The sequence below is a fragment of the Arthrobacter sp. AQ5-05 genome (genome assembly GCF_003287975.1).
Classification (GTDB): Bacteria; Actinomycetota; Actinomycetes; order Actinomycetales; family Micrococcaceae; genus Paeniglutamicibacter.
The window spans coordinates 1-17,089 of sequence record NZ_QMKQ01000008.1; the positions used below are offsets into that span (position 1 = coordinate 1).

23 protein-coding genes are annotated in these 17,089 nt (G+C 64.4%); 7 read left to right on the forward strand and 16 right to left on the reverse strand.

All coding sequences use genetic code 11. The annotated features are described in order from the left end of the window. Window positions 1-322: 322 nt before the first annotated feature. Window positions 323-571, forward strand: coding sequence for a hypothetical protein (locus DQ353_RS09185; protein ID WP_113762463.1), 249 nt, complete (start codon window positions 323-325; stop codon window positions 569-571). A gap of 63 nt (window positions 572-634) precedes the next feature. Here DQ353_RS09185 and DQ353_RS09190 read toward each other — a convergent pair whose 3' ends face one another. Beyond that, window positions 635-1,732: a pyridoxal-phosphate-dependent aminotransferase family protein gene (locus DQ353_RS09190; protein WP_113762464.1), complete on the reverse strand. Its 1,098-nt coding sequence runs from the start codon at window positions 1,730-1,732 to the stop codon at window positions 635-637. A 351-nt stretch (window positions 1,733-2,083) separates the two neighbouring features. On the opposite strand from DQ353_RS09190, the gene DQ353_RS09195 reads away from it, so the two are divergent. Then, on the forward strand, window positions 2,084-2,629 hold the full coding sequence (locus tag DQ353_RS09195; protein WP_113762465.1) for a YceI family protein: 546 nt from the start codon (window positions 2,084-2,086) through the stop codon (window positions 2,627-2,629). Window positions 2,630-2,729: 100 nt separating this feature from the next. Here the strand turns inward: DQ353_RS09195 and DQ353_RS09200 are convergent, their stop codons facing one another. Further along, a complete protein-coding gene (locus tag DQ353_RS09200; RefSeq protein WP_113762466.1) occupies window positions 2,730-3,314 on the reverse strand; it encodes a dihydrofolate reductase family protein in 585 nt (194 codons plus the stop codon). Between the two features lie 290 nt (window positions 3,315-3,604). Between DQ353_RS09200 and DQ353_RS09205 the strand changes: the two genes are divergently transcribed. Continuing rightward, a complete protein-coding gene (locus DQ353_RS09205) occupies window positions 3,605-4,501 on the forward strand; it encodes a hypothetical protein (RefSeq protein ID WP_286166704.1) in 897 nt (298 codons plus the stop codon). Window positions 4,502-4,983: 482 nt separating this feature from the next. Here DQ353_RS09205 and DQ353_RS21985 read toward each other — a convergent pair whose 3' ends face one another. The 3 genes from DQ353_RS21985 to DQ353_RS09215 are packed head-to-tail and all read right to left on the reverse strand — an operon-like array spanning window position 4,984 to window position 6,737. Further along, window positions 4,984-5,307: a hypothetical protein gene (locus DQ353_RS21985; protein WP_220093994.1), complete on the reverse strand. Its 324-nt coding sequence runs from the start codon at window positions 5,305-5,307 to the stop codon at window positions 4,984-4,986. Window positions 5,308-5,333: 26 nt separating this feature from the next. Then, window positions 5,334-6,026 (reverse strand): LLM class flavin-dependent oxidoreductase, encoded by a 693-nt coding sequence (locus DQ353_RS09210; protein ID WP_220093995.1) that lies wholly within the window; start codon window positions 6,024-6,026, stop codon window positions 5,334-5,336. Between the two features lie 39 nt (window positions 6,027-6,065). Next, complete coding sequence (locus DQ353_RS09215) at window positions 6,066-6,737, reverse strand: NADPH-dependent F420 reductase (protein ID WP_113762467.1); 672 nt, start codon at window positions 6,735-6,737, stop codon at window positions 6,066-6,068. 92 nt (window positions 6,738-6,829) lie between these two features. Between DQ353_RS09215 and DQ353_RS09220 the strand changes: the two genes are divergently transcribed. Beyond that, window positions 6,830-7,345 (forward strand): MarR family winged helix-turn-helix transcriptional regulator, encoded by a 516-nt coding sequence (locus tag DQ353_RS09220; protein WP_220093996.1) that lies wholly within the window; start codon window positions 6,830-6,832, stop codon window positions 7,343-7,345. A gap of 87 nt (window positions 7,346-7,432) precedes the next feature. Continuing rightward, window positions 7,433-7,870, forward strand: a complete 438-nt coding sequence (locus tag DQ353_RS09225) for an acyl-CoA thioesterase (RefSeq protein WP_113762468.1) — start codon at window positions 7,433-7,435, stop codon at window positions 7,868-7,870. Window positions 7,871-7,895: 25 nt separating this feature from the next. Here the strand turns inward: DQ353_RS09225 and DQ353_RS09230 are convergent, their stop codons facing one another. Continuing rightward, window positions 7,896-8,096, reverse strand: coding sequence for a DUF6186 family protein (locus tag DQ353_RS09230; RefSeq protein ID WP_113762469.1), 201 nt, complete (start codon window positions 8,094-8,096; stop codon window positions 7,896-7,898). Next, window positions 8,093-8,734, reverse strand: a complete 642-nt coding sequence (locus DQ353_RS09235; protein WP_113762470.1) for a hypothetical protein — start codon at window positions 8,732-8,734, stop codon at window positions 8,093-8,095. The genes DQ353_RS09230 and DQ353_RS09235 overlap by 4 nt, the downstream gene beginning before the upstream one ends. A 144-nt stretch (window positions 8,735-8,878) precedes the next feature. Between DQ353_RS09235 and DQ353_RS09240 the strand changes: the two genes are divergently transcribed. Then, window positions 8,879-9,433: a septum formation family protein gene (locus DQ353_RS09240; protein WP_113762471.1), complete on the forward strand. Its 555-nt coding sequence runs from the start codon at window positions 8,879-8,881 to the stop codon at window positions 9,431-9,433. Here the strand turns inward: DQ353_RS09240 and DQ353_RS09245 are convergent. The 3 genes from DQ353_RS09245 to trxA form a co-directional block, all read right to left on the reverse strand. Next, entirely contained in the window at window positions 9,365-9,775 is a 411-nt protein-coding gene (locus DQ353_RS09245) for a DUF2695 domain-containing protein (RefSeq protein WP_113762472.1), read from the reverse strand. The two genes, DQ353_RS09240 and DQ353_RS09245, sit on opposite strands and share 69 nt — an antisense overlap. 142 nt (window positions 9,776-9,917) lie before the next feature. After that, window positions 9,918-11,123 (reverse strand): pyridoxal phosphate-dependent aminotransferase, encoded by a 1,206-nt coding sequence (locus DQ353_RS09250; protein ID WP_113762473.1) that lies wholly within the window; start codon window positions 11,121-11,123, stop codon window positions 9,918-9,920. A 127-nt stretch (window positions 11,124-11,250) separates the two neighbouring features. After that, the gene (trxA, locus tag DQ353_RS09255; RefSeq protein WP_113762474.1) at window positions 11,251-11,616 is read right to left on the reverse strand and encodes a thioredoxin; all 366 of its coding nucleotides are present in this window, start codon (window positions 11,614-11,616) and stop codon (window positions 11,251-11,253) included. Between the two features lie 129 nt (window positions 11,617-11,745). On the opposite strand from trxA, the gene DQ353_RS22725 reads away from it, so the two are divergent. After that, the gene (locus DQ353_RS22725) at window positions 11,746-11,862 is read left to right on the forward strand and encodes a DUF8730 family Cys-rich protein (protein ID WP_502696392.1); all 117 of its coding nucleotides are present in this window, start codon (window positions 11,746-11,748) and stop codon (window positions 11,860-11,862) included. Between the two features lie 601 nt (window positions 11,863-12,463). Here DQ353_RS22725 and DQ353_RS09260 read toward each other — a convergent pair. From DQ353_RS09260 to rlmN, 6 genes are all read right to left on the reverse strand, one after another. Further along, on the reverse strand, window positions 12,464-12,997 hold the full coding sequence (locus DQ353_RS09260) for a signal peptidase I (protein ID WP_113762569.1): 534 nt from the start codon (window positions 12,995-12,997) through the stop codon (window positions 12,464-12,466). Window positions 12,998-13,077: 80 nt separating this feature from the next. Further along, window positions 13,078-13,662 (reverse strand): SipW-dependent-type signal peptide-containing protein, encoded by a 585-nt coding sequence (locus tag DQ353_RS09265; RefSeq protein WP_181578310.1) that lies wholly within the window; start codon window positions 13,660-13,662, stop codon window positions 13,078-13,080. A 12-nt stretch (window positions 13,663-13,674) separates the two neighbouring features. Further along, entirely contained in the window at window positions 13,675-14,262 is a 588-nt protein-coding gene (locus DQ353_RS09270; RefSeq protein WP_113762476.1) for a SipW-dependent-type signal peptide-containing protein, read from the reverse strand. A 237-nt stretch (window positions 14,263-14,499) separates the two neighbouring features. Continuing rightward, window positions 14,500-15,330, reverse strand: a complete 831-nt coding sequence (locus DQ353_RS09275; protein ID WP_113762477.1) for an oxygenase MpaB family protein — start codon at window positions 15,328-15,330, stop codon at window positions 14,500-14,502. A 7-nt stretch (window positions 15,331-15,337) separates the two neighbouring features. Further along, the gene (locus DQ353_RS09280; protein WP_502696393.1) at window positions 15,338-15,805 is read right to left on the reverse strand and encodes a carboxymuconolactone decarboxylase family protein; all 468 of its coding nucleotides are present in this window, start codon (window positions 15,803-15,805) and stop codon (window positions 15,338-15,340) included. Between the two features lie 56 nt (window positions 15,806-15,861). Continuing rightward, complete coding sequence (gene rlmN / locus DQ353_RS09285; protein WP_286166720.1) at window positions 15,862-17,067, reverse strand: dual-specificity RNA methyltransferase RlmN; 1,206 nt, start codon at window positions 17,065-17,067, stop codon at window positions 15,862-15,864. Window positions 17,068-17,089 lie beyond the last annotated feature (22 nt).

Genomic DNA, 17,089 nt, shown 5'->3' on the forward strand with positions numbered 1-17,089 from the left:
CTTGTTTTCTGCACGCCGTTTTCAGTCCCTAGATTTTTGTACCTTAGTCAGTCAAAAATCCTAGGCAGGAAGCGGCGTGTGGACGTTAAGGCTCGCGGCTCACGCCCACGGATATGTCAGTAGAGCCAAATTTCTTCCCGTTTCCCCGACCGGCTCCTTCCGCCAAGCAGAGCATGGAGTTCTCGCGGAACGTTCCTGGAGAAAAACTGCCGGAATTTCCGGCGGCCCTGTACCCCAAAATGTCCTGGGCATGTGCTCTACTGGCACTATGGCCGCACGGCCGGAGCAAGACCGCCTTGGGGGCGGGAAAGGCAGAGGGGAAATGCCTGACCAATACGAGATCCTTGAAGAAACCATGCTGCTGGACAGGCCGACGCACACGGCAAGCCGGGCCGAGAAGGACTTGATGTTGCGCGAGTTGAGGATTCTGGGCAGCAACGACCCGGATGAAGTGCTCAGCAACGTCAGCCAGATCCTCCGGCGCCCGTTCCAATCGCTGGACTCCATCCGTTCCTGCGATGCCCACAAGGTGATTGGGCATTGCCAGCGAGTGCGCCACCGGCAGTACTAGCCCAAAGTCCGCTGCCCGCCCCGGAGTCGGGGCGGGCAGCAGGCAGGCAATTGTTGATCGGCGCTACGCCTTGGCGATTGCTTCCTTCAGTGCGGCAAGGATCAGCGCGACAGAGCTCGGGTTGGCGTTCGGGCCCATGAGCCCGATGCGCCACACCGTGCTGGCGTACTTGCCCACCCCACCACCGATCTCGATGTTGAAGCGCTCCAACAGGTAGCTACGAACCTTGGCCGAGTCCACTCCCTCCGGGACATACACGGTGGTCAGCTGCGGAAGGCGGTGGCCCTCGGCGGCGAAGAGCGTCAAGCCCATCTCCTCCAGCCCGTCCTGCAACGCCCGGCCCGCGGCCTGGTGGCGGGCGGTGACAGCTTCAATGCCTTCGGCCAGGATCCGGTCAATGCCCGCTTCCAGCGAGGCCACCATGCCCACGGGCGCGGTGTGGTGGTAGGTGCGCCCGCCGCCGGCACCGCCGGTGGTGTATCCGCCGAGCAGTCCAAGATCCAGGTACCAGGACTGCGGCTTGCGAATGCGGCGTTCGAAAGCGCGCTCGGAAATGGTGAACGGGGCCAGACCCGGGGCCACCCCGATACACTTCTGCGTTCCGGCATAGGCGACATCCACGCCCCACTCATCGACCTTCACCGGCATCCCGCCGATCGAGGTGACGGCATCCATGATCAACAGGGCATCGCCCTTGATGGCGCCAAGCGCTGCCATGTCGGAGATGACACCGGTGCTGGTTTCGGCGTGCACTGCGGCAATGACCGTGGGGTTCGGGTGCGCATCGGCCACGCGCTGGGCGTCGACCGGGGTGCCGTACTCGTGGTCCACGCGGACCACTTCGGCACCGGCGCGCGAGGCGACCTCGCACATGCGCTCACCAAAGAGGCCGTTGACGGCAATGACAGCAACGTCGCCGGCCTTGACGGTGTTCACGAACGAGGCTTCCATGCCGGCCGAACCGGTGGCACTCAGTGGCAGGGTGCGGGAATTCTCGGTTCCCCACAGGGTGCGCAAGCCGTCGCAGGTGCGGTCCATGCGGGCAATGAACGCCGGATCAAGGTGGCCCAGCAACGGCAAGCCAAGCGCAGCGGTCGCTTCAGGGTAGGGGTTGCACGGGCCTGGCCCGAAGAGGTGGCGAACTGGAACGATCTGGGTCATTTGATCTCTCTTTTCTCACTGCAATCGCGGAATGCCTCCAAGCCAGCTTATGCCGGACAGCCTCCCCGCGGGGCCATGTGAAGCCGCTGACCGCTGATTTCAGGCGCCCACCGAAGCCCAAGCTCCAAGGCGGCCGCGAGGGCTCCCCCGCACCATGCACCGCATATGTCCAAGATGTTCACCGCACATCAATCCGCAGTCCCCCCGGCCGTTACGGGCATGCGGCAGATTAAGGAATGTTTCACCGCCCAAAACAAATGGTTGACACGTCAACCATCGTATGGCATATTTATATGCATACACATGCAATCCGGTCACTTGCACCGACTTCCAACAGAAGGAATCTCCCCCATGAGCTTTGAAATCATCCCCGGCACCTGGAACCTCGACGCCTCGCACACCGAGGTTGGCTTCACGGTCCGCCACGCAGGCATCTCCAAGGTCCGCGGTGCCTTCACCGACGTCGAAGGAACCCTTACCGTCGGCGACTCGATCGCAGCTTCCAAGGTCGAGGCCACCGTGAAGACCGAGTCCTTCAACTCGAAGGACGCCAACCGCGATGCCCACGTCAAGGGCGAGGACTTCTTCAACGTCGAGCAGTTCCCGGAAATGACCTTCGTGTCCACCGGCGTTGCAGGTTCGCCCGATGATTTCGAACTCCAGGGCAACCTGACCATCAAGGAAACCACCAAGCCGGTCAGCTTCAAGGTCGAGTTCGGCGGCATCGCCGTTGACCCGTTCGGCGCCACCCGCGCCGGGTTCTCCGCAACCACGCAGATCTCCCGCAAGGAATTCGGCATCACCTGGAACGCGGCCCTCGAAGCCGGCGGCGTGCTGGTCAGCGACAAGGTCGTCATCAACATCGATTCCGCTTTCGTGTTGGCTTCGCAGAGCTAAGCCTCGTCTTCCCTGTGTGGTGCCGTCCGCAATCGCGGTCGGCACCACACGTGCTTAACCGCCGGCCCCGGAACGATACCGGTGGTTCGCCCCCGACCCGTTACAGGACTGGGCGGTACACCGCGATAATGACGCCGGTCGTCGTGGCCAGTGATTCGACCAGGTCAAGTTCGGCATTCGGCAGCCCGTCGCCGAAGAGGCGCGTGCCCCTCCCCAGCACCAGGGGGTGGATCAGCAGGGTGTATTCATCAACCAGGCCTGCCCCGATCAATGAGCGCAGAAGGTTGCCGCTGCCCATCACCAGCAGGTCGGGGCCGGACTCCTGCTTCAGGCCGGCCACCGCCGACACCGCCTCACCGGGAAGGAGCACGGAGTTCTGCCACGACAGCGGGGCCTTGAGCGTGCGCGAGGCGACGTGCTTCGTCAGCTTGTTCAGCCGCTCGGTGTAGGGGTTGTCACCCTGGTTCGGCCAGTACGCGGCAAGGTCCTCGTAGGTGCGGCGTCCCAGCACCAGCTCCGCTTCCACGCCCAGGCCGCGGCCCAGGAACTCGCCCAGCACCGCATCGTTGTACTTCACCGCCCAGCCGCCGCGCTCGAACCCATTTCGGGTGTCTTCGTCGGGTCGGCCGGGGGCCTGCATGACTCCGTCCAAGCTCAGGTTGTTCATGACCGTTAGCCTGCGCATGGTTCCCTTCCCTCGATCCGGCCCGCGGCGCCCCGGCGCCAATGCCCCCCTGGCTTCGAGGCTACGCCTGGCGCACCGGCAACGAAACAGCGGTGAACCACCCATTCGTTTCGGGCGGCTGTTGCCGCATCCCTGCCCTGCCTTCCCCTCACGGCAAGGGGCCTGTCTGGGCCGCGGATTGTCGAGGGCCCACAACGCCATGGATCCGCACCCGCTCCGTCCGCACGTCGGTGAGGTACCTTGGGAGCAGGCACGTCCTGAACTTCAAGAGCCTTACGGGGGAGGCGATGATGAGTCCACAGCAGCGAGATCCGCTGAACCTGCCTGCCGAGGTCCACTTGGGAGAAGACCTGGATCTTTACGACGCCAAGATCGTCACGAACATCTCCGGACGCAGCGCACGGACGCGCAGGCGCCTGGCCAACGGCCGGGAGACCCTTGCCTTTCTTGACGCCGCCCTGGACCTGACCACGGAACTGTTCACTCCGGCGTTCTCCGAAGGACTTCTGGACAACGACGAGGAAGACGCGCGTCCCGTGATGTCATACCTCTCCCGCCGCAAGGTCCTGGCCAAGGCCCGGAACAATTGCGGCGATGATTTCCCCCTCAGCGAGAACATGATGCGCCACCGTTGGAGCACCCACGGCGATTTCTTGGCTGACTTCGTGTCCTACGCCCTGGCCGACAAGCACTGGAGCTTGCAGATCGCATTGTCGCGACATGCGAGGGAGCTGTTGACCGCGGGTGAGGATTTCGCCGCCGCCGTCCACCGCATCGCCTACGAGGACCTCAAGCTCGTGCTCGAACTGCCTGCCTATCGGTTCCAGTTGCTGGCAGTGGCCACGGCACAGGCCGATTCGGCCTCCGCACAGGCCCTGGCGCGCATGTACAAGAACCTCTCCCAGGTATGGATGTCCCTGTATGCCAGCGTCTTCGAGCACTACGGGTTCGAGTTCCGCCCCGGAGTGGGCATGAAGGAATTTTCGATCCTGCTGCAAGCCATGGCGGAGGGCCTGGGACTGCGCCTGATCTCCGGCGTGGATGAGCCGTTGCTCGATCACGAACAACAGACGTCCCTGCTGGGGACCGCCGCGCTGTCGCTGTTCCTGGCGCTGGTCGATCCGGGTGACGGGCTCACCCTGGAGCAGACCGCCGAGGCCGCCATGCACCGGCGGCGCAGAACCTAGCCTCCGGTCGGCGTCGCATGCAGTTCCTGGAACGCGGGGTGCCCGCTACCCCCAAGCAGCTCGGCACCCCGCGCAGGCCGCGGCATTGGTCGTCATCGGCAACAGGCCGCATCGATGTCGACCCGGGGATGAGCCCGGGTCTTCCCCGCCACCGGTCACACGGGGCCGGGGTTTCGATGCGCTCTGGCGCCTACGCCCATGCGCAGGTGGTCCAGTTCCCAACTGGCAAGGCCATGTCTCCGCAAGTGGGACGGCTATCCCCCAAGATCCGCCCAGGCTTCCGCGACATGCGTTTGCCTGCGGGTCCGTGACCACGTATCCATCCAAGCAAAGACCGGCACCCGGTTCTACCCTCAACTGGGCCAACCCGGCCGGGTCCACCCAGCCGGGTGCCAGGGGGCCGGGCCGGGAGAAGCCCGGCGGAAGGCTCCGGGCACAACGACGTGCGGGACCGGATCGCGGTCCCGCACGTGGAGTTGTTTCTACTTCTGGGCGAGCAATCGCGCCACGCGCGGCTTGACCTCGGTGGCCAGCAGCGTGATCGACTCCAGCAGGTGTTCATGCGGGATGCCGCCCAGGTCCATCTGCAGGAAGTGGCGCATGTGGCCCAGGTGTCCGTGCAGGTGGGCGATGCGCTCGGCGACTTCGTCCGGGGCACCGACGTAGTAGGCACCCGGGGCGTCGGCCTGCGCCAGGTAGGCCCGCTTGTCCGGCGCAGGCCAGCCGCGCAGCTGACCCATTTCCACGTTGAGGTTGTGCCAGCCCGGGTGGAAGCGCTCCAGCGCCTCCTTCTTGGTCGGCGCCACGAAGCCCAGCGCACCGACGGAGACCTTCAGGGTCTCGGGCGCGTGGCCCGCGGCTGCGCCGGAGCGGCGGTAAAGCTCGGCCAGCGGGGCAAAGCGGTGCGGGGCCCCGCCAATGATGCCGTAGGAGACCGGCAGGCCAAGCTGCCCGGCACGGGCCGAGGAGCTGGCGTGCCGCCGGTGGCCAGCCAGATCGGCAGCGTGCCGGAGGCCGGGCGCGGCACCACGGCCAGGTTGTCGAGCGCCGGGCGCACGGTGCCGGACCAGGTGACGTTCTCGGTGGTCGCGTTGTTGATGGTCATGAGCAGGTCGAGCTTCTCGGCGTAGAGCTCGTCGTATTCCTCCAGACTGTGCCCGAAGAGCGGGAAGGTCTCCACGGAGGAGCCGCGCCCGGCGGTGATTTCCACCCGCCCGCCGCCGGAAATCGCATCGGCGATGGCGAATTGCTGGAAGATGCGCACCGGGTCGTCGGTGCCGATGATGCTCGCGGCGCTGCCCAGGGTGATCTGCCCGGTGGCTGCCGCCGCGGCGGCGATCATGGCACCGGGCGAGGATGCGGGCATCGTGGCGGTGTGGTGCTCGCCGACCCCGAAGTAGTCAAGGCCCTGCGCATCGGCGTGCTTGATCGCTTCGAAGAGGTTCGCAATGGCCTCGGTCGTGGAACGCAGGGTTCCGTCGGTGTTGCGCTGGGTATCACCAAAGCTGTAGGCGCCGATTTCCATGTGGATTCGTCTCTTTCGTTGAAGTTTGCGGGGAGCGTGTCAGGCGGTGACGAGGCTGGGGCGCAGCTTCATCGAAAGTTCATCGGCATTGAAGCGGCCGTTGAACACGTCCGTGCCCGGCTCGAAGGCCTTGCCGGAGGCAAGGTCCCCGGCATCCACGGCGTCGAAGCCGAGTGCGTCGATGAAGGCGGCGACATGTTCCTTGGCCGCCGCGTCGTTGGAGGCAATGGCCAGGGCGCGGCGGTCGGCGGTGCCGGGTGCAGCTGCGTCGGGTTCCATCTCGTGGTAACCGATGTGGTTGAAGGACTTCACGACCCGGGAGGCGGACAGGTGGGCCGCGACGACCTCGGAGGAGGAACGGTCATCAACCTCGAAGTCGGCAATGTCCCCGTCGGTGACGGACCAGTAGTTCATGGCGTCAACCACGACCCGGCCGGCGAGCGCCGCGGCGTTGACGGACTTGTACTTGTGCAGCGGAACGGCCACGACCACCAGGTCGGAGCCGGCAGCCTCGGCCGCATCGACGGCCTCTGCCCCGGGGGTCACGATCTCGATGATCAAGGCGTTCTCGGCCGCCGGCTTGGAGGTGGCGATTTTCACGCGGTACCCGGCCGCAACCGCCAGGCGGGCAATCGCCGTGCCCACGCGGCCCGCGCCCAGGATGCCAATGGTGCCGTGGGAGGCTGAATGCTCTTGTGCGCCGATGTCCATCTGTCCTTCTCTCCAAAATATATGCTGTTGCACAGACTATATTACCAGCAGATCATCTGTGCAACTCCATATCATCGGGTATGATGGGTGCCATGGCCACCACTGAGCACGCACCTCTTTCGCTGGACAAGCCGCTGCCGGGATTCATCCCGGGCGATCTCGCTTGGCACCTCGGCATGATCCTGCGTGGCCACCAAACCCACTTCGCGCAGGCCGTCGAGGAAATGCCCTGCTCGGTGCGCGGCTACCAGATGCTTTCCACCGTCGTCCACCATGATCCGGCCAACCAGCAGGCCCTGGGCGCGCACCTGGGCATCGACCGCACGGTGCTGACCTACCTCATCGACGACCTGGTCGAGGCCGGGCTGGTCGAACGCGTGCCCGCCCCCACGGATCGCCGGGCCCGGAAGATCGTTGCCACCCAGCAGGGGACCGAGATGCTATCCAGGCTCGAGTCGCGCGTCGCCGCCGCCGAGCAGACCCTGCTTGCCGGACTCGACGCCACGGAGAGCGCCCAGCTTGCCGGGCTGGTCTCCAAGCTCTCCATGGCCATCCACCGCGCGCAGCCGGGCGCGAATCCCTGCGAGGCCATGGACCACCTCGAGTAGCCCTCCCCTGGGAGATTGCGGACACAGTATGCATGGTGGCGGTCACCATGGAAGTCCCGCAGGGCACCAACACCATAGACTCGTTCCATGAACGAAGGCGACATTACATTCCACACCCGCAAATGGGTCCGTCCCGAAGACCTCAACGCCAACGGCACACTCTTCGGAGGCAGCCTGCTGCGCTGGATCGACGAGGAAGCGGCCATCTACGCGATCGTCCAGCTGGGCAACGGCTTTGCCGTCACCAAGTACATGTCGGAAATCAACTTCGTCTCCTCCGCCCAACAGGGCGACCTCATCGAGATGGGCCTGACCGCCACCCACTTCGGACGCACCTCGCTGACCATGCGCGCGGAGGTCCGCAACATGATCACCCGCCAGTCCATCCTGACGATCGAGAAGATCGTGTTCGTGAACATGGGCCCGGACGGCATTCCCACCCCGCACGGCTACTCGGAGATCACCTACGACCGCGACCGCATCCCCGGCGAGCACCTGAAGATCAAGCAGACCGACGAAGGCTAACAGCCGGCGCCGGCCTGCAGGAGGCCTATCCGCCCATCAGGAAGTGCCAGCCAACCCACCAGCAGAACAACACCAGCGTCAGCCGGGCGGCCCGGTTCTCCCACAGCATCCCCGCGATTTCCGAGAGCGGGACCCAGGAATCGGGCCACCGCCGCGGCAGCAGGAAGAGCACAAGGCCCAGCACCGGTGCCAGCAGATACCCGGTGATCGCAATGTCGCGGGTCATGGCCCGTCCGCCGTTTCCTTGCCGCGGCGCGCACGCAGCACCAGCGCACATGCCCCCAGCCAGATCAGCGTCGCCAGCCAGCGGGTGAACGGCTGCTGGAAGGCCGGCTCCACCAGGTCGGTCAGCGACGGATACGTGCTGGCCCCCTGCGGGTGGTAGTGGTCGCTGAAGAACATTCCAAGCTCCCAAGCGCACAGGTACAGGACGACCAGCGACCAGGCCAGGGAGGTCCGCCGCACCGCCTTCCGGTGCGCGTGCTCCGGTGACGGCCGGTGCTCCGGCTGCCGCCACCCAAGCAACACCATCACCGCACCCAGTGCCAGTAGCACGATCGCCAGCCAATTGCCCATCGGCACCATGGCCAAGGCCGTGCCCAGGAACACCACCGCCACCCAAATCCATGGACCGGTCGCCGTCACCGCCGGCGACCGCCGCGGCCCGACCCGTTCGGGTTCCTTGCGCCCACGACGCTCCGAGAAGAGGATGGCAGCGGCGAGCGCCAGGTACGCGGCCCCGTCGATGGGTGCGCCACGGCCAAGGTGAAAGCCACCGGAAAGCACGAGGATGACCAACGAACCGGCCGTGCGCCTGCTCTGCAATGCGGCTCCAACGCTCTCGTCCCGCGATTCCTGCGCCATGCTCCCAGTCCATCACCGCGCTCCCGCAACAAACAGGGGCTTTGGGCCGCGGGCACTCGCGACACGTATGGGTAACTGTCAGTCCACTTGCGGTCGACGGTTACGACGATCCCAACCATCACCCACCTGCAGGGGAAAGCAGCAATGATTCGATCGACGCAGACGGCCATCTTGTTCGCTGTCGGCGCCATGGCGCTCAGCGGCTGTGCGCTGCTTGGTGCCAGCGAAGCCCCGCGCGACGAGACCGGGAGCATTGACAAGAAAGCCAATGCCTATTCCATCCGGGTCGGCGACTGCATCAACGATCCCGGCGAAGGCGACGTCGACCGTGTCCCGGTGGTTCCCTGCTCGGAACCGCACGGGCTCGAGGTCTTTCATGAATTCGGCATCCAGACTGCAGGCTTCCCCGAGACTCAAGAGGCCATGGACGAGCTGACGTTTGATCAGTGCGACCCCGCGTTCAGGACGCTTGCGGGGCGTTCATACGAGGAATCCCGTCTGAACTACACGTCGATGCAGCCCACCAAGAGCAGTTGGTTCGACGGCGACAGGCTCGTCCATTGCATGCTCACCGATCCCGAGAGCCCCAAACTCACGGGCTCATTGGCAGGCGCCAACCAATGGCCCCGGCTACGACGCCTTCGTTGCCTGCCGGAAGACTCCCCCGCCCCACTGGACCCCGCTGCGCATGAGCCATAGTTCGCACGGCTTGATGGTCCCCAGCCGGACCTTGTGGCACTGCGGAATGTAGGTGTCGGCGGGGCTTCCGTCCTCCGCGTGCGGCCAGAGTTCGTCGTTGATGCGGAACACGTTGGCCAGGACCTCGCAGTCGCAGTAGCCGCCGAGTTCCGGGAACTTTCGTTCCATCGCCGTGGCCCGGGGTGCACGCAGGTCCCGGTACGTCGTGCACCATTTCAACCCGTTGCACCCGTGGTCGAGCATGCGATTGACGTAGCAGGCCAGGCATTCGTATCGCGGCGGCAGCAACCTCTTGACGACCTTGAGTGCGTCTTCAAGTTCCGTGACCGTGTATTGCTCCATGGTGGACTCCTTGGATCTGTGGAGTCTTCAGCATGGGCATTGGATGCTGCCGCCGCGCCGGCATGCGCCCCGGCTGTGTACAAGCGGAGCCGCCTGGGGCCGGGCAAGGCTGTGCGGAGAGGAGGCATTTCGCCGCAGGGAGTCAGGCGTTGGCCTGGAACCGCACGATTCGCTCGATGGCAGCGGTGACTGCGTCGTATCCGGCGGCGAAGCTCAGGCGCACGTGGCTGTGCCCATTGACCCGGTCAAAGTCGTTGCCTGGGACGATCGCCACGCCCTCGACTTCGAGCAACGCTGCGCAATAGGCAGCAGCATTCGCGTGGGATCCAAGCTTTTCGCCCAAATCCGCGTACAGGTAGAAGGCTCCGTCGGCCGGAGCGCATTCGCCCCACCCCAGGCGCTCGATGGAATCCAGGACCGCGGCGCGGGTTCGGGCGAACTCGGCCACCCGGGCCTCGGCCTCGGCGTAGGACGCTTCGGTGAAGGCCTCCAGTGCGGCGTATTGGGCCGGGGCCGGAGGGCAGAGCGCCACGTTGCCGGCCAATGCGTCAACGGTGGCCAGCATGTCATCGGGCACCAGCGCCCAGCCCAGGCGCCAGCCGGTCATGCCCCAGTACTTGGAAAAGCTCGAGATCACGACGGTGTCGGTGTCCATTTCCCAGGCACTGACCGAACGGCGGGCCTCGCTGCCCGGCTCCGGGTAGTCGATGCCGTGGTAGATCTCGTCGCTGATCAACCGGACCCCGCGATCCTTGCACCAATCGGTGAGGGCAGAAAGCTCGTCCCCGGAGACCATGGTGCCCGTCGGGTTCGCCGGCGAGGCCAGCATCAGGCCATCGAGTTGCCCATGCTGCTGCCACGCCGCTTCAAGCAGTTCCACAGTGGGCTGGTAGCGGGAGTCCTGCCCGGCATCGAGCTCGATGACGTCGATGCCCAGTGTGCGCAGGATATTGGCGTAGGCGGGGTAGCCGGGACGCGCCAACGCGACCCTGTCGCCGGCATTGAAGGCGGACAGGAACATCAGCAGGAAGGCGCCGGAACTGCCGGTGGTGACCGCAACGTTGTCCGCCGAAACCTCAATGTCGTACCAACGTTTGTAGTGCTTGGCGATCGCTTCGCGCAGGTCCCTGATACCCAGGGTCGGGGTGTAGGTCATGGGGGTCCCGGCGGTGTGGATCTGCGCGGCGCGCTGCGAAACGGCGCTCGGCGCGCCATCACCCGGCTCGCCTGCGCACAGGGAAATGACATCACGGTCTTCGGCCCGCAACTGGGCTACCCGATCCAGGATATTCATGACCTCAAACGCCGGAACCTTGGCCCGGTCCGCGACCTTCAAACTGCGCTGCAATCTTCCTCCAGTGAACTTGTGCCTTCTTGCACTCCCCCAAGGGTGTCACAAGCAGCACCGGGACAGACCGAAGACCCCACCGGCAACGCATGCGAGTGGGGCCTTCGAATCTTGGTCGCGCCGGTGTTTACACCTGCGCTCCGGCTGCGATGTCCTTCTTGACCGCTTCCATGTCCAGTCCCTGGACCTGGCCGATCAGGTTCTCAAGGGCCTCTGCAGGCAGTGCGCCGGGCTGGGAGAACACGAGGATCCCGTCGCGGAACGCCATCAGCGTCGGGATGGAGGTGATGTTTGCTGCTGCCGCCAACTGCTGCTCGGCTTCGGTGTCGATCTTGCCGAAGGTGATGTCGGGGTACTTCTCGGAAGCCGCTTCGAAGACCGGGGCGAAGTTGCGACAGGGACCGCACCACGCGGCCCAGAAGTCCACCAAGACCGTACCGCTGCCGGCGATGGTGGATTCAAAGTTTGCTGCGGTGAGTTCTACGGAAGCCATGTGTGCTTCTTCCCTTCGAGAGGTTGCATCTGTCGCGGATAGATTGGTCTATCGCAAATGGCATAACCATACCCGCAGGGGTATTATTCCTAGGAGTTCGTAGAAGCTTAATTCTCAAGGAGACACCACATGTGCAAGAAGATCACCTGCGTAGCCTGCGCCAAGCCGACTTGGGAAGGCTGCGGCGAGCACATCGAGGAAGCACTCGGTGATGTAGCCATGGCAGATCGCTGCACCTGCAAGTAATCACTGGTTTCGAGGGGATTGGCCCTGCCATTACCGGGCCTTCCCTTCCCCCCATTATGGGGCGATACTGCTTAGACACATTTGTAACCAGTCAGTAATACGAGCAAGTATGTAGGTGCAATTCTGGCAAGCTGTTGGGGAGCATCCGACGCTTGCCACACAGTTCCCGGGGCTCCTGTGAAAGTGTGAATTGCCTGTACTCTGACGTTGAAGTGCTTTCCTCCCCCAAGCAGCCCTGAAATGATGCTTGGGAGAAGCCCGATCGAAAGATTGATGTGGGTTTCCAACAGGTCAGAAGATAAGATTTTCTCCACTCTTCCATCAGGGGAGACCGCCGAAACTCGGTATGTGACCTCCGCGTCAGGGAATGTCCCAACCGGATTCCAGGATATTTGAACCGCAGGTCCTCCTAGAAGACCATTGGGTATCGGTGCGCAATTCACTGTCGTTCCCGTGATCGACGCTGCCCCAAGTTCGGCTGTTCCCGATTGTGAAGCCGTCCACCCAGCACTCGTCTCCCCGACCAAATGCGGAACAACCGTCGCGGCCAACAGCAAGGTACCCGCGCCCAGCGCAGCGCCGCGCAGCAACCACGATCGTTTCATCCTTTGGTTCCCGTTCTTTGGCTCCTCGGCCAAAACGCCCAAGTCACCAGACCCGCTGCGCCGAGCGTCATGCCACCGAGCACCCACGGTGAACCCAGCGAGACAATGACGGTGGCAAGATCCGGTAGGTGTCCCATGGTCTGACGTACCTCAACTACGTCGTAGGGCAACGGGTCAGGCTGCACATTGGCATCGCCCTTCATCTCAACGCGCCATTGGCCGTTGTCAATGGGTTCCACCGAAATGACCCGGTGTGTCACGGGCAGGTCTCCCGGACGATCCACTGTGATGATGTCCCCTGACTTCACCTCGGACGCGGAAATCTCCTGCATCAGGGCAACCGAACCAGCTGGAATCGTCGGTGACATTGATCCTGTCTTGAACATGATCAGTGAGACGTTGAATATCTGAGCTGCGATCACCAGCGCAATGCAGATTAACCCGGCGATGGCTGCCGTCCAAAGGAAGGCATCACCTATCAGCCGCAGGGTGCGCTTCGGGCCCCGTATTTGAGGGCCGGGATGGCCCATGTCGCGATGTCGCCTAAGCAAGGGGGGTCGCGGTCGTTCCATATCCGCTTTCCTTTCCGTGCCGGAGACCCGTGGTTCGCTCATGTGTTTGTTCCCGTGAATGTCCAGACCAAGCTGGCAGTCGTTCCTTGCACCGCGCTCGGCGCGTCTGGCGACATCCGCACTTCAAGGCAATAGCGCACAGCAGTCGTTCCACCGGCCGGAACCGTTTGGTCAGCAACCAATGGTTTTTCCGCCACAGACTGGAACGTCGCCTCTGCCAGGGCTGAAGCATTGCAGGTGGATCCCCTTGGGATGACTTTGAACCTGGATTCAAGGACAGCGATCATCGCTTCGTCGCTTTTCGCATCCGTGGCTACTGGCCCAAGAACCACGGTTCCGCCGACACTCGATTCCGCGGTCGTGCGTACGTCAAGGTGCCCGAACCCGGAGGCCCCGGGTGTCAGGCCCGCAGTGCCAGCGACAAGCTTGGCAGGGTCCGCGGCCGGATGGCTCTGCCAGTCCGTGCCTTCGGTTTTGCTTTCCAACGCGAAGATGCCCGCTGTGAAAGTTGCCGTGGCATGCTGGGAGTCGGTCCAAGCGGCCAGGGTAGTCGCAGCACCGATTCCCAGCACCAGCCCCCCAGCCAGTACAGCGGCGATCTTGCGGCTGGTATCCGCCTTCACTCTCGCCATCGGCTAGGACTTTTGGGTCGCGACAATTTTCCACACAGCGGTCGATGCGCCATTCTGGGCAATTTCTTCGCCCGCGGTGACTTCGAAGCACAGGTTCACGGTCTCGCCAGCTGTGTCAGCGGCACCCTTGAGCAGATCCGCGGTGGCGGACCCGGACCCTCCGACCAAGGCCGTAGGCCCAACGAGCTCCAGGACCGCTTCGCCGGCGCACTCTGCGGTTGACGAGGTGTAGACACGCTGCCTCAGACCCTCAACGGGGTCACCCACAGCGGTATCAATGACGGCCGATCCGTCAAATGTCGTGGCTGAGTCCAGGCGGATCGCGAACCCTGCGCTGACGGTGTCGCCGGGTCCGATATTTGAAGCGTCGAGGCTGAAATCTAGGCTGGCAGCATCGCCTTCCGACGCGTGATGGCCGAAGCTGACTTCCCCGGGGGTCTTGCCCTCCAGAACAAAGGCACCGGTCGCGAACGAACCGGTGGCAAATTCAGAACTGTTCCATGCCGCCATCGTCAACACAGCCCCGACCCCGAGCACCAGCCCTCCGGCTAGCACTGCGCGTACCTTGCGTTTCTTTTCCTGCTGAGCCATTGCTCCCCCTTGCCAGAATTCTGCGGCGCATCCAGAAATCCCCACCGGATCGCCATCGCCGAAGCGTCAGGAATTGATGAACCAATTTCTGACGCTAACAGTGAACTCACCGCTAAACAGCACGCCACTAGGGTTTCGGCCAAGAGGTGGCCAATGGCCAAGGATGTCTGGACGGCCCGCGCTGACTTCTGGCTTGCCGGCTAGGCAAATCCTTCGGGCGGAAGACACATGGCCATGTCAATCGGCTACATTTCCATCGAGCCGGCGCAAGTAGTAGCGCATGGGAAAGTGCCGGATGACCCGCGGCAGGATGCGCATGGAGATCCTCGCGCAACGCAGCACCATGTTCATTCGACGTTGTTGGCGGGGACCGAAATCGAATCCATACATGGAGCGGACCTGCTCGGGCAGCAGCCCGATGGTCATCAGGCGCGCCAGCGGCATCGCTGCACGGATCCATAGGGGCGCATGCTTGGCGGCCAGCAGCTCGTGGGCGACGGCACGCACCGGTTCCCCCACCTGCAGATGGTCACGGGCCCGTTCCCAGCAAGCCGAGAAGTCCGCCCGCGTGGCCGGCCACAGATGTGCGGGCATGCCCAGCTCGGTCCCCAGTTGCGCATACTCGCGGTACAGCGCCTCGGCCGTGTCGTCGTCAAGCGGAGGGAACACCGCGTTCTGGATCTGCATCGCGGAGTCGTAGAGCGTGGCGGCAACCCACAACTGGAGCTTCGGGTCACGCGCCGAATACGCCGGATGCGATCCATCCTTCGCCGCCGGCGCCTTGACCTGCGCGTGGGCGGCGTGCACGATCTCCCGCACCTTGGCGCGGTGCGCGTCGGTGCCGTTGCTCAGTGCGTAGATGTAGGTCAGTGTGCCGTTGAGGCGGCCGAGCGGGTTGGCTGCGAAGTTCGAGTGCCTGGCCACGCCGTGGCCAACCCCCGGCATCGCCAGCTGCATGAGGACTGCGCGCCCGCCACCGAGCAGGTAGACACCTTCGGGGGCAAAGCGCGCGAGCACCGACTCGGGGCGCGTTTGTGCACTTCCCGAATCCTTCGTACCCGCTGCCATGGTGCAGCTACTTCTTGCTCGGACGCACCGGGTGCTGGGACAGGATGGAGACGCGGTTGAAGGCGTTCATGGCGATCGCTGCCCACTGGATCGCGGAGAACTGCGCGTCGTCCAACACCAACCGGGATGCGGCGAGCTCGGCGATCCTCGTCTCGGAATCCGGCAACGTGGTGGTCGCCTCGGCGACCGAGAGCGCCGCGGATTCCAGGTCGTCGAAGAGCGAGGTCTCGCGCCAGGTGGAGAGCACCGCCAGGCGCTGGGTGGTTTCGCCGGCCTCGAGCGCCATCCGCGAGTGCATGTCGAGGCAGAACGAGCAGCCGTTGATCTGGGAGATGCGCACATTGAGCAACTCAATGAGCCCGGTGCCCAGCCCGGCAGCCTCGGCGGCTTCCTTCACCTTGAGCGAGAGCCCGTTCAGGGCCTTCCAGCTCGCGGTGTCGGATTTGTCCAGAAAGAACGGTGCTGCCAATGACACTTGTCGACTCATTTCATCAAGGGCGCGAGCCGCGCCGAAAGGTGGTTCCTGCCAGCCTACTCGGCAGCGGCGAGCTGCCCGCAGGCCCCGTCGATTTCCTTGCCACGGGTGTCGCGCAGCGTGGTGGGCACGCCGGCGGACTCGAGACGGTCGATGAACTCCGCCGTGACGTCGGCTTCGGAAGCGGTCCAGACCGAACCCGGGGTCGGGTTCAGCGGGATCGGGTTCACGTGCACCCAGCCTCGGCCACGGGCGTTGAGCTTGCGGGCCAGCAGGTCCGCGCGCCAGCCGTGGTCGTTCATGTCCTTGATCAGCGCGTACTCGATGGAGACGCGGCGTCCGGTCTTCACATAGTAGGCGTAGGCGGCATCCAGCGCCTCGTCGACCTTCCAGCGCGAGTTCACCGGGATCATCTCGTCACGCAGCTCGTCATCCGGCGCATGCAGCGACAGGGCGAAGGTGACCGGGACGCCCTCTTCGGCCAGCTTCTTGATGGCCGGAACCAGGCCAACGGTGGAGACCGTGATGCCACGGGCGCTCATGCCCAGGCCCTCGGGGGCCTCGGCGACCATGCGGTGCACGGCGTTCATGACGCGCTTGTAGTTGGCCAGGGGCTCGCCCATGCCCATGAAAACGATGTTGCCCACGCGCTCCTCGGGGTGCTTCTGGCCGCCCAGGCCGCCCTCGGCGATGACGCGGTTGGCCTGGACGATCTGGTCCAGGATTTCGGCGGTGGACATGTTGCGGGTCAGGCCGGCCTGGCCGGTGGCGCAGAACGGGCAGTTCATGCCGCAGCCGCACTGCGAGGAGATGCACAGGGTGATGCGGTTGCTGTAACGCATCAGCACGGACTCGACCAGCGATCCGTCAAAGAGGCGCCAGAGGAACTTGATGGTGCGGCCATCGTCGGTGGCCAGCCGCTTGACCTCGGTCAAAAGCTTGGGGAACATGACCTCGGCGATCTCGGCGCGGCGGTCCTTGGGAAGGTCGCTCATTAGCTCGGGATCGGTCGTGTAGTGCTGGAGGTAGTGCACCGAGAGCTGCTTGGCGCGGAAGCCGGGCAGGCCCAGTTCCTTGAGCTTCTCCGCACGCTCGGCCAGGGTGAGGTCGGCGAGGTGCACCGGAGGCTGGCTGACGCGGGCCTTGGCGGTGAACTGCAGCTGCGGGCGGCCATCCTCGCCCATGGCCTGCTTCCACCCCTCGGCGGTGGGGCGCACCTGGGCACGGCCCTCGGCCTTGGCCCGGGATTCGGAGATGCGCATTTGCTGGGCGCCCTGAGCCGCG

What these genes read in the sequence shown, in the direction of transcription:
- rlmN (WP_286166720.1), bottom strand. Translation starts at nt 17,067, where the DNA reads ATGCGCATCTCCGAATCCCGGGCCAAGGCCGAGGGCCGTGCCCAGGTG.
- DQ353_RS09185 (WP_113762463.1), top strand. Translation starts at nt 323, where the DNA reads ATGCCTGACCAATACGAGATCCTTGAAGAAACCATGCTGCTGGACAGG.
- DQ353_RS09195 (WP_113762465.1), top strand. Translation starts at nt 2,084, where the DNA reads ATGAGCTTTGAAATCATCCCCGGCACCTGGAACCTCGACGCCTCGCAC.
- DQ353_RS09245 (WP_113762472.1), bottom strand. Translation starts at nt 9,775, where the DNA reads ATGGAGCAATACACGGTCACGGAACTTGAAGACGCACTCAAGGTCGTC.
- DQ353_RS09210 (WP_220093995.1), bottom strand. Translation starts at nt 6,026, where the DNA reads ATGGAAATCGGCGCCTACAGCTTTGGTGATACCCAGCGCAACACCGAC.
- DQ353_RS09225 (WP_113762468.1), top strand. Translation starts at nt 7,433, where the DNA reads ATGAACGAAGGCGACATTACATTCCACACCCGCAAATGGGTCCGTCCC.
- DQ353_RS22725 (WP_502696392.1), top strand. Translation starts at nt 11,746, where the DNA reads ATGTGCAAGAAGATCACCTGCGTAGCCTGCGCCAAGCCGACTTGGGAA.
- DQ353_RS09270 (WP_113762476.1), bottom strand. Translation starts at nt 14,262, where the DNA reads ATGGCTCAGCAGGAAAAGAAACGCAAGGTACGCGCAGTGCTAGCCGGA.
- DQ353_RS09260 (WP_113762569.1), bottom strand. Translation starts at nt 12,997, where the DNA reads ATGGGCCATCCCGGCCCTCAAATACGGGGCCCGAAGCGCACCCTGCGG.
- DQ353_RS09235 (WP_113762470.1), bottom strand. Translation starts at nt 8,734, where the DNA reads ATGGCGCAGGAATCGCGGGACGAGAGCGTTGGAGCCGCATTGCAGAGC.
- DQ353_RS09200 (WP_113762466.1), bottom strand. Translation starts at nt 3,314, where the DNA reads ATGCGCAGGCTAACGGTCATGAACAACCTGAGCTTGGACGGAGTCATG.
- trxA (WP_113762474.1), bottom strand. Translation starts at nt 11,616, where the DNA reads ATGGCTTCCGTAGAACTCACCGCAGCAAACTTTGAATCCACCATCGCC.
- DQ353_RS09220 (WP_220093996.1), top strand. Translation starts at nt 6,830, where the DNA reads ATGGCCACCACTGAGCACGCACCTCTTTCGCTGGACAAGCCGCTGCCG.
- DQ353_RS09230 (WP_113762469.1), bottom strand. Translation starts at nt 8,096, where the DNA reads ATGACCCGCGACATTGCGATCACCGGGTATCTGCTGGCACCGGTGCTG.
- DQ353_RS09240 (WP_113762471.1), top strand. Translation starts at nt 8,879, where the DNA reads ATGATTCGATCGACGCAGACGGCCATCTTGTTCGCTGTCGGCGCCATG.
- DQ353_RS09215 (WP_113762467.1), bottom strand. Translation starts at nt 6,737, where the DNA reads ATGGACATCGGCGCACAAGAGCATTCAGCCTCCCACGGCACCATTGGC.
- DQ353_RS09275 (WP_113762477.1), bottom strand. Translation starts at nt 15,330, where the DNA reads ATGGCAGCGGGTACGAAGGATTCGGGAAGTGCACAAACGCGCCCCGAG.
- DQ353_RS09205 (WP_286166704.1), top strand. Translation starts at nt 3,605, where the DNA reads ATGAGTCCACAGCAGCGAGATCCGCTGAACCTGCCTGCCGAGGTCCAC.
- DQ353_RS09190 (WP_113762464.1), bottom strand. Translation starts at nt 1,732, where the DNA reads ATGACCCAGATCGTTCCAGTTCGCCACCTCTTCGGGCCAGGCCCGTGC.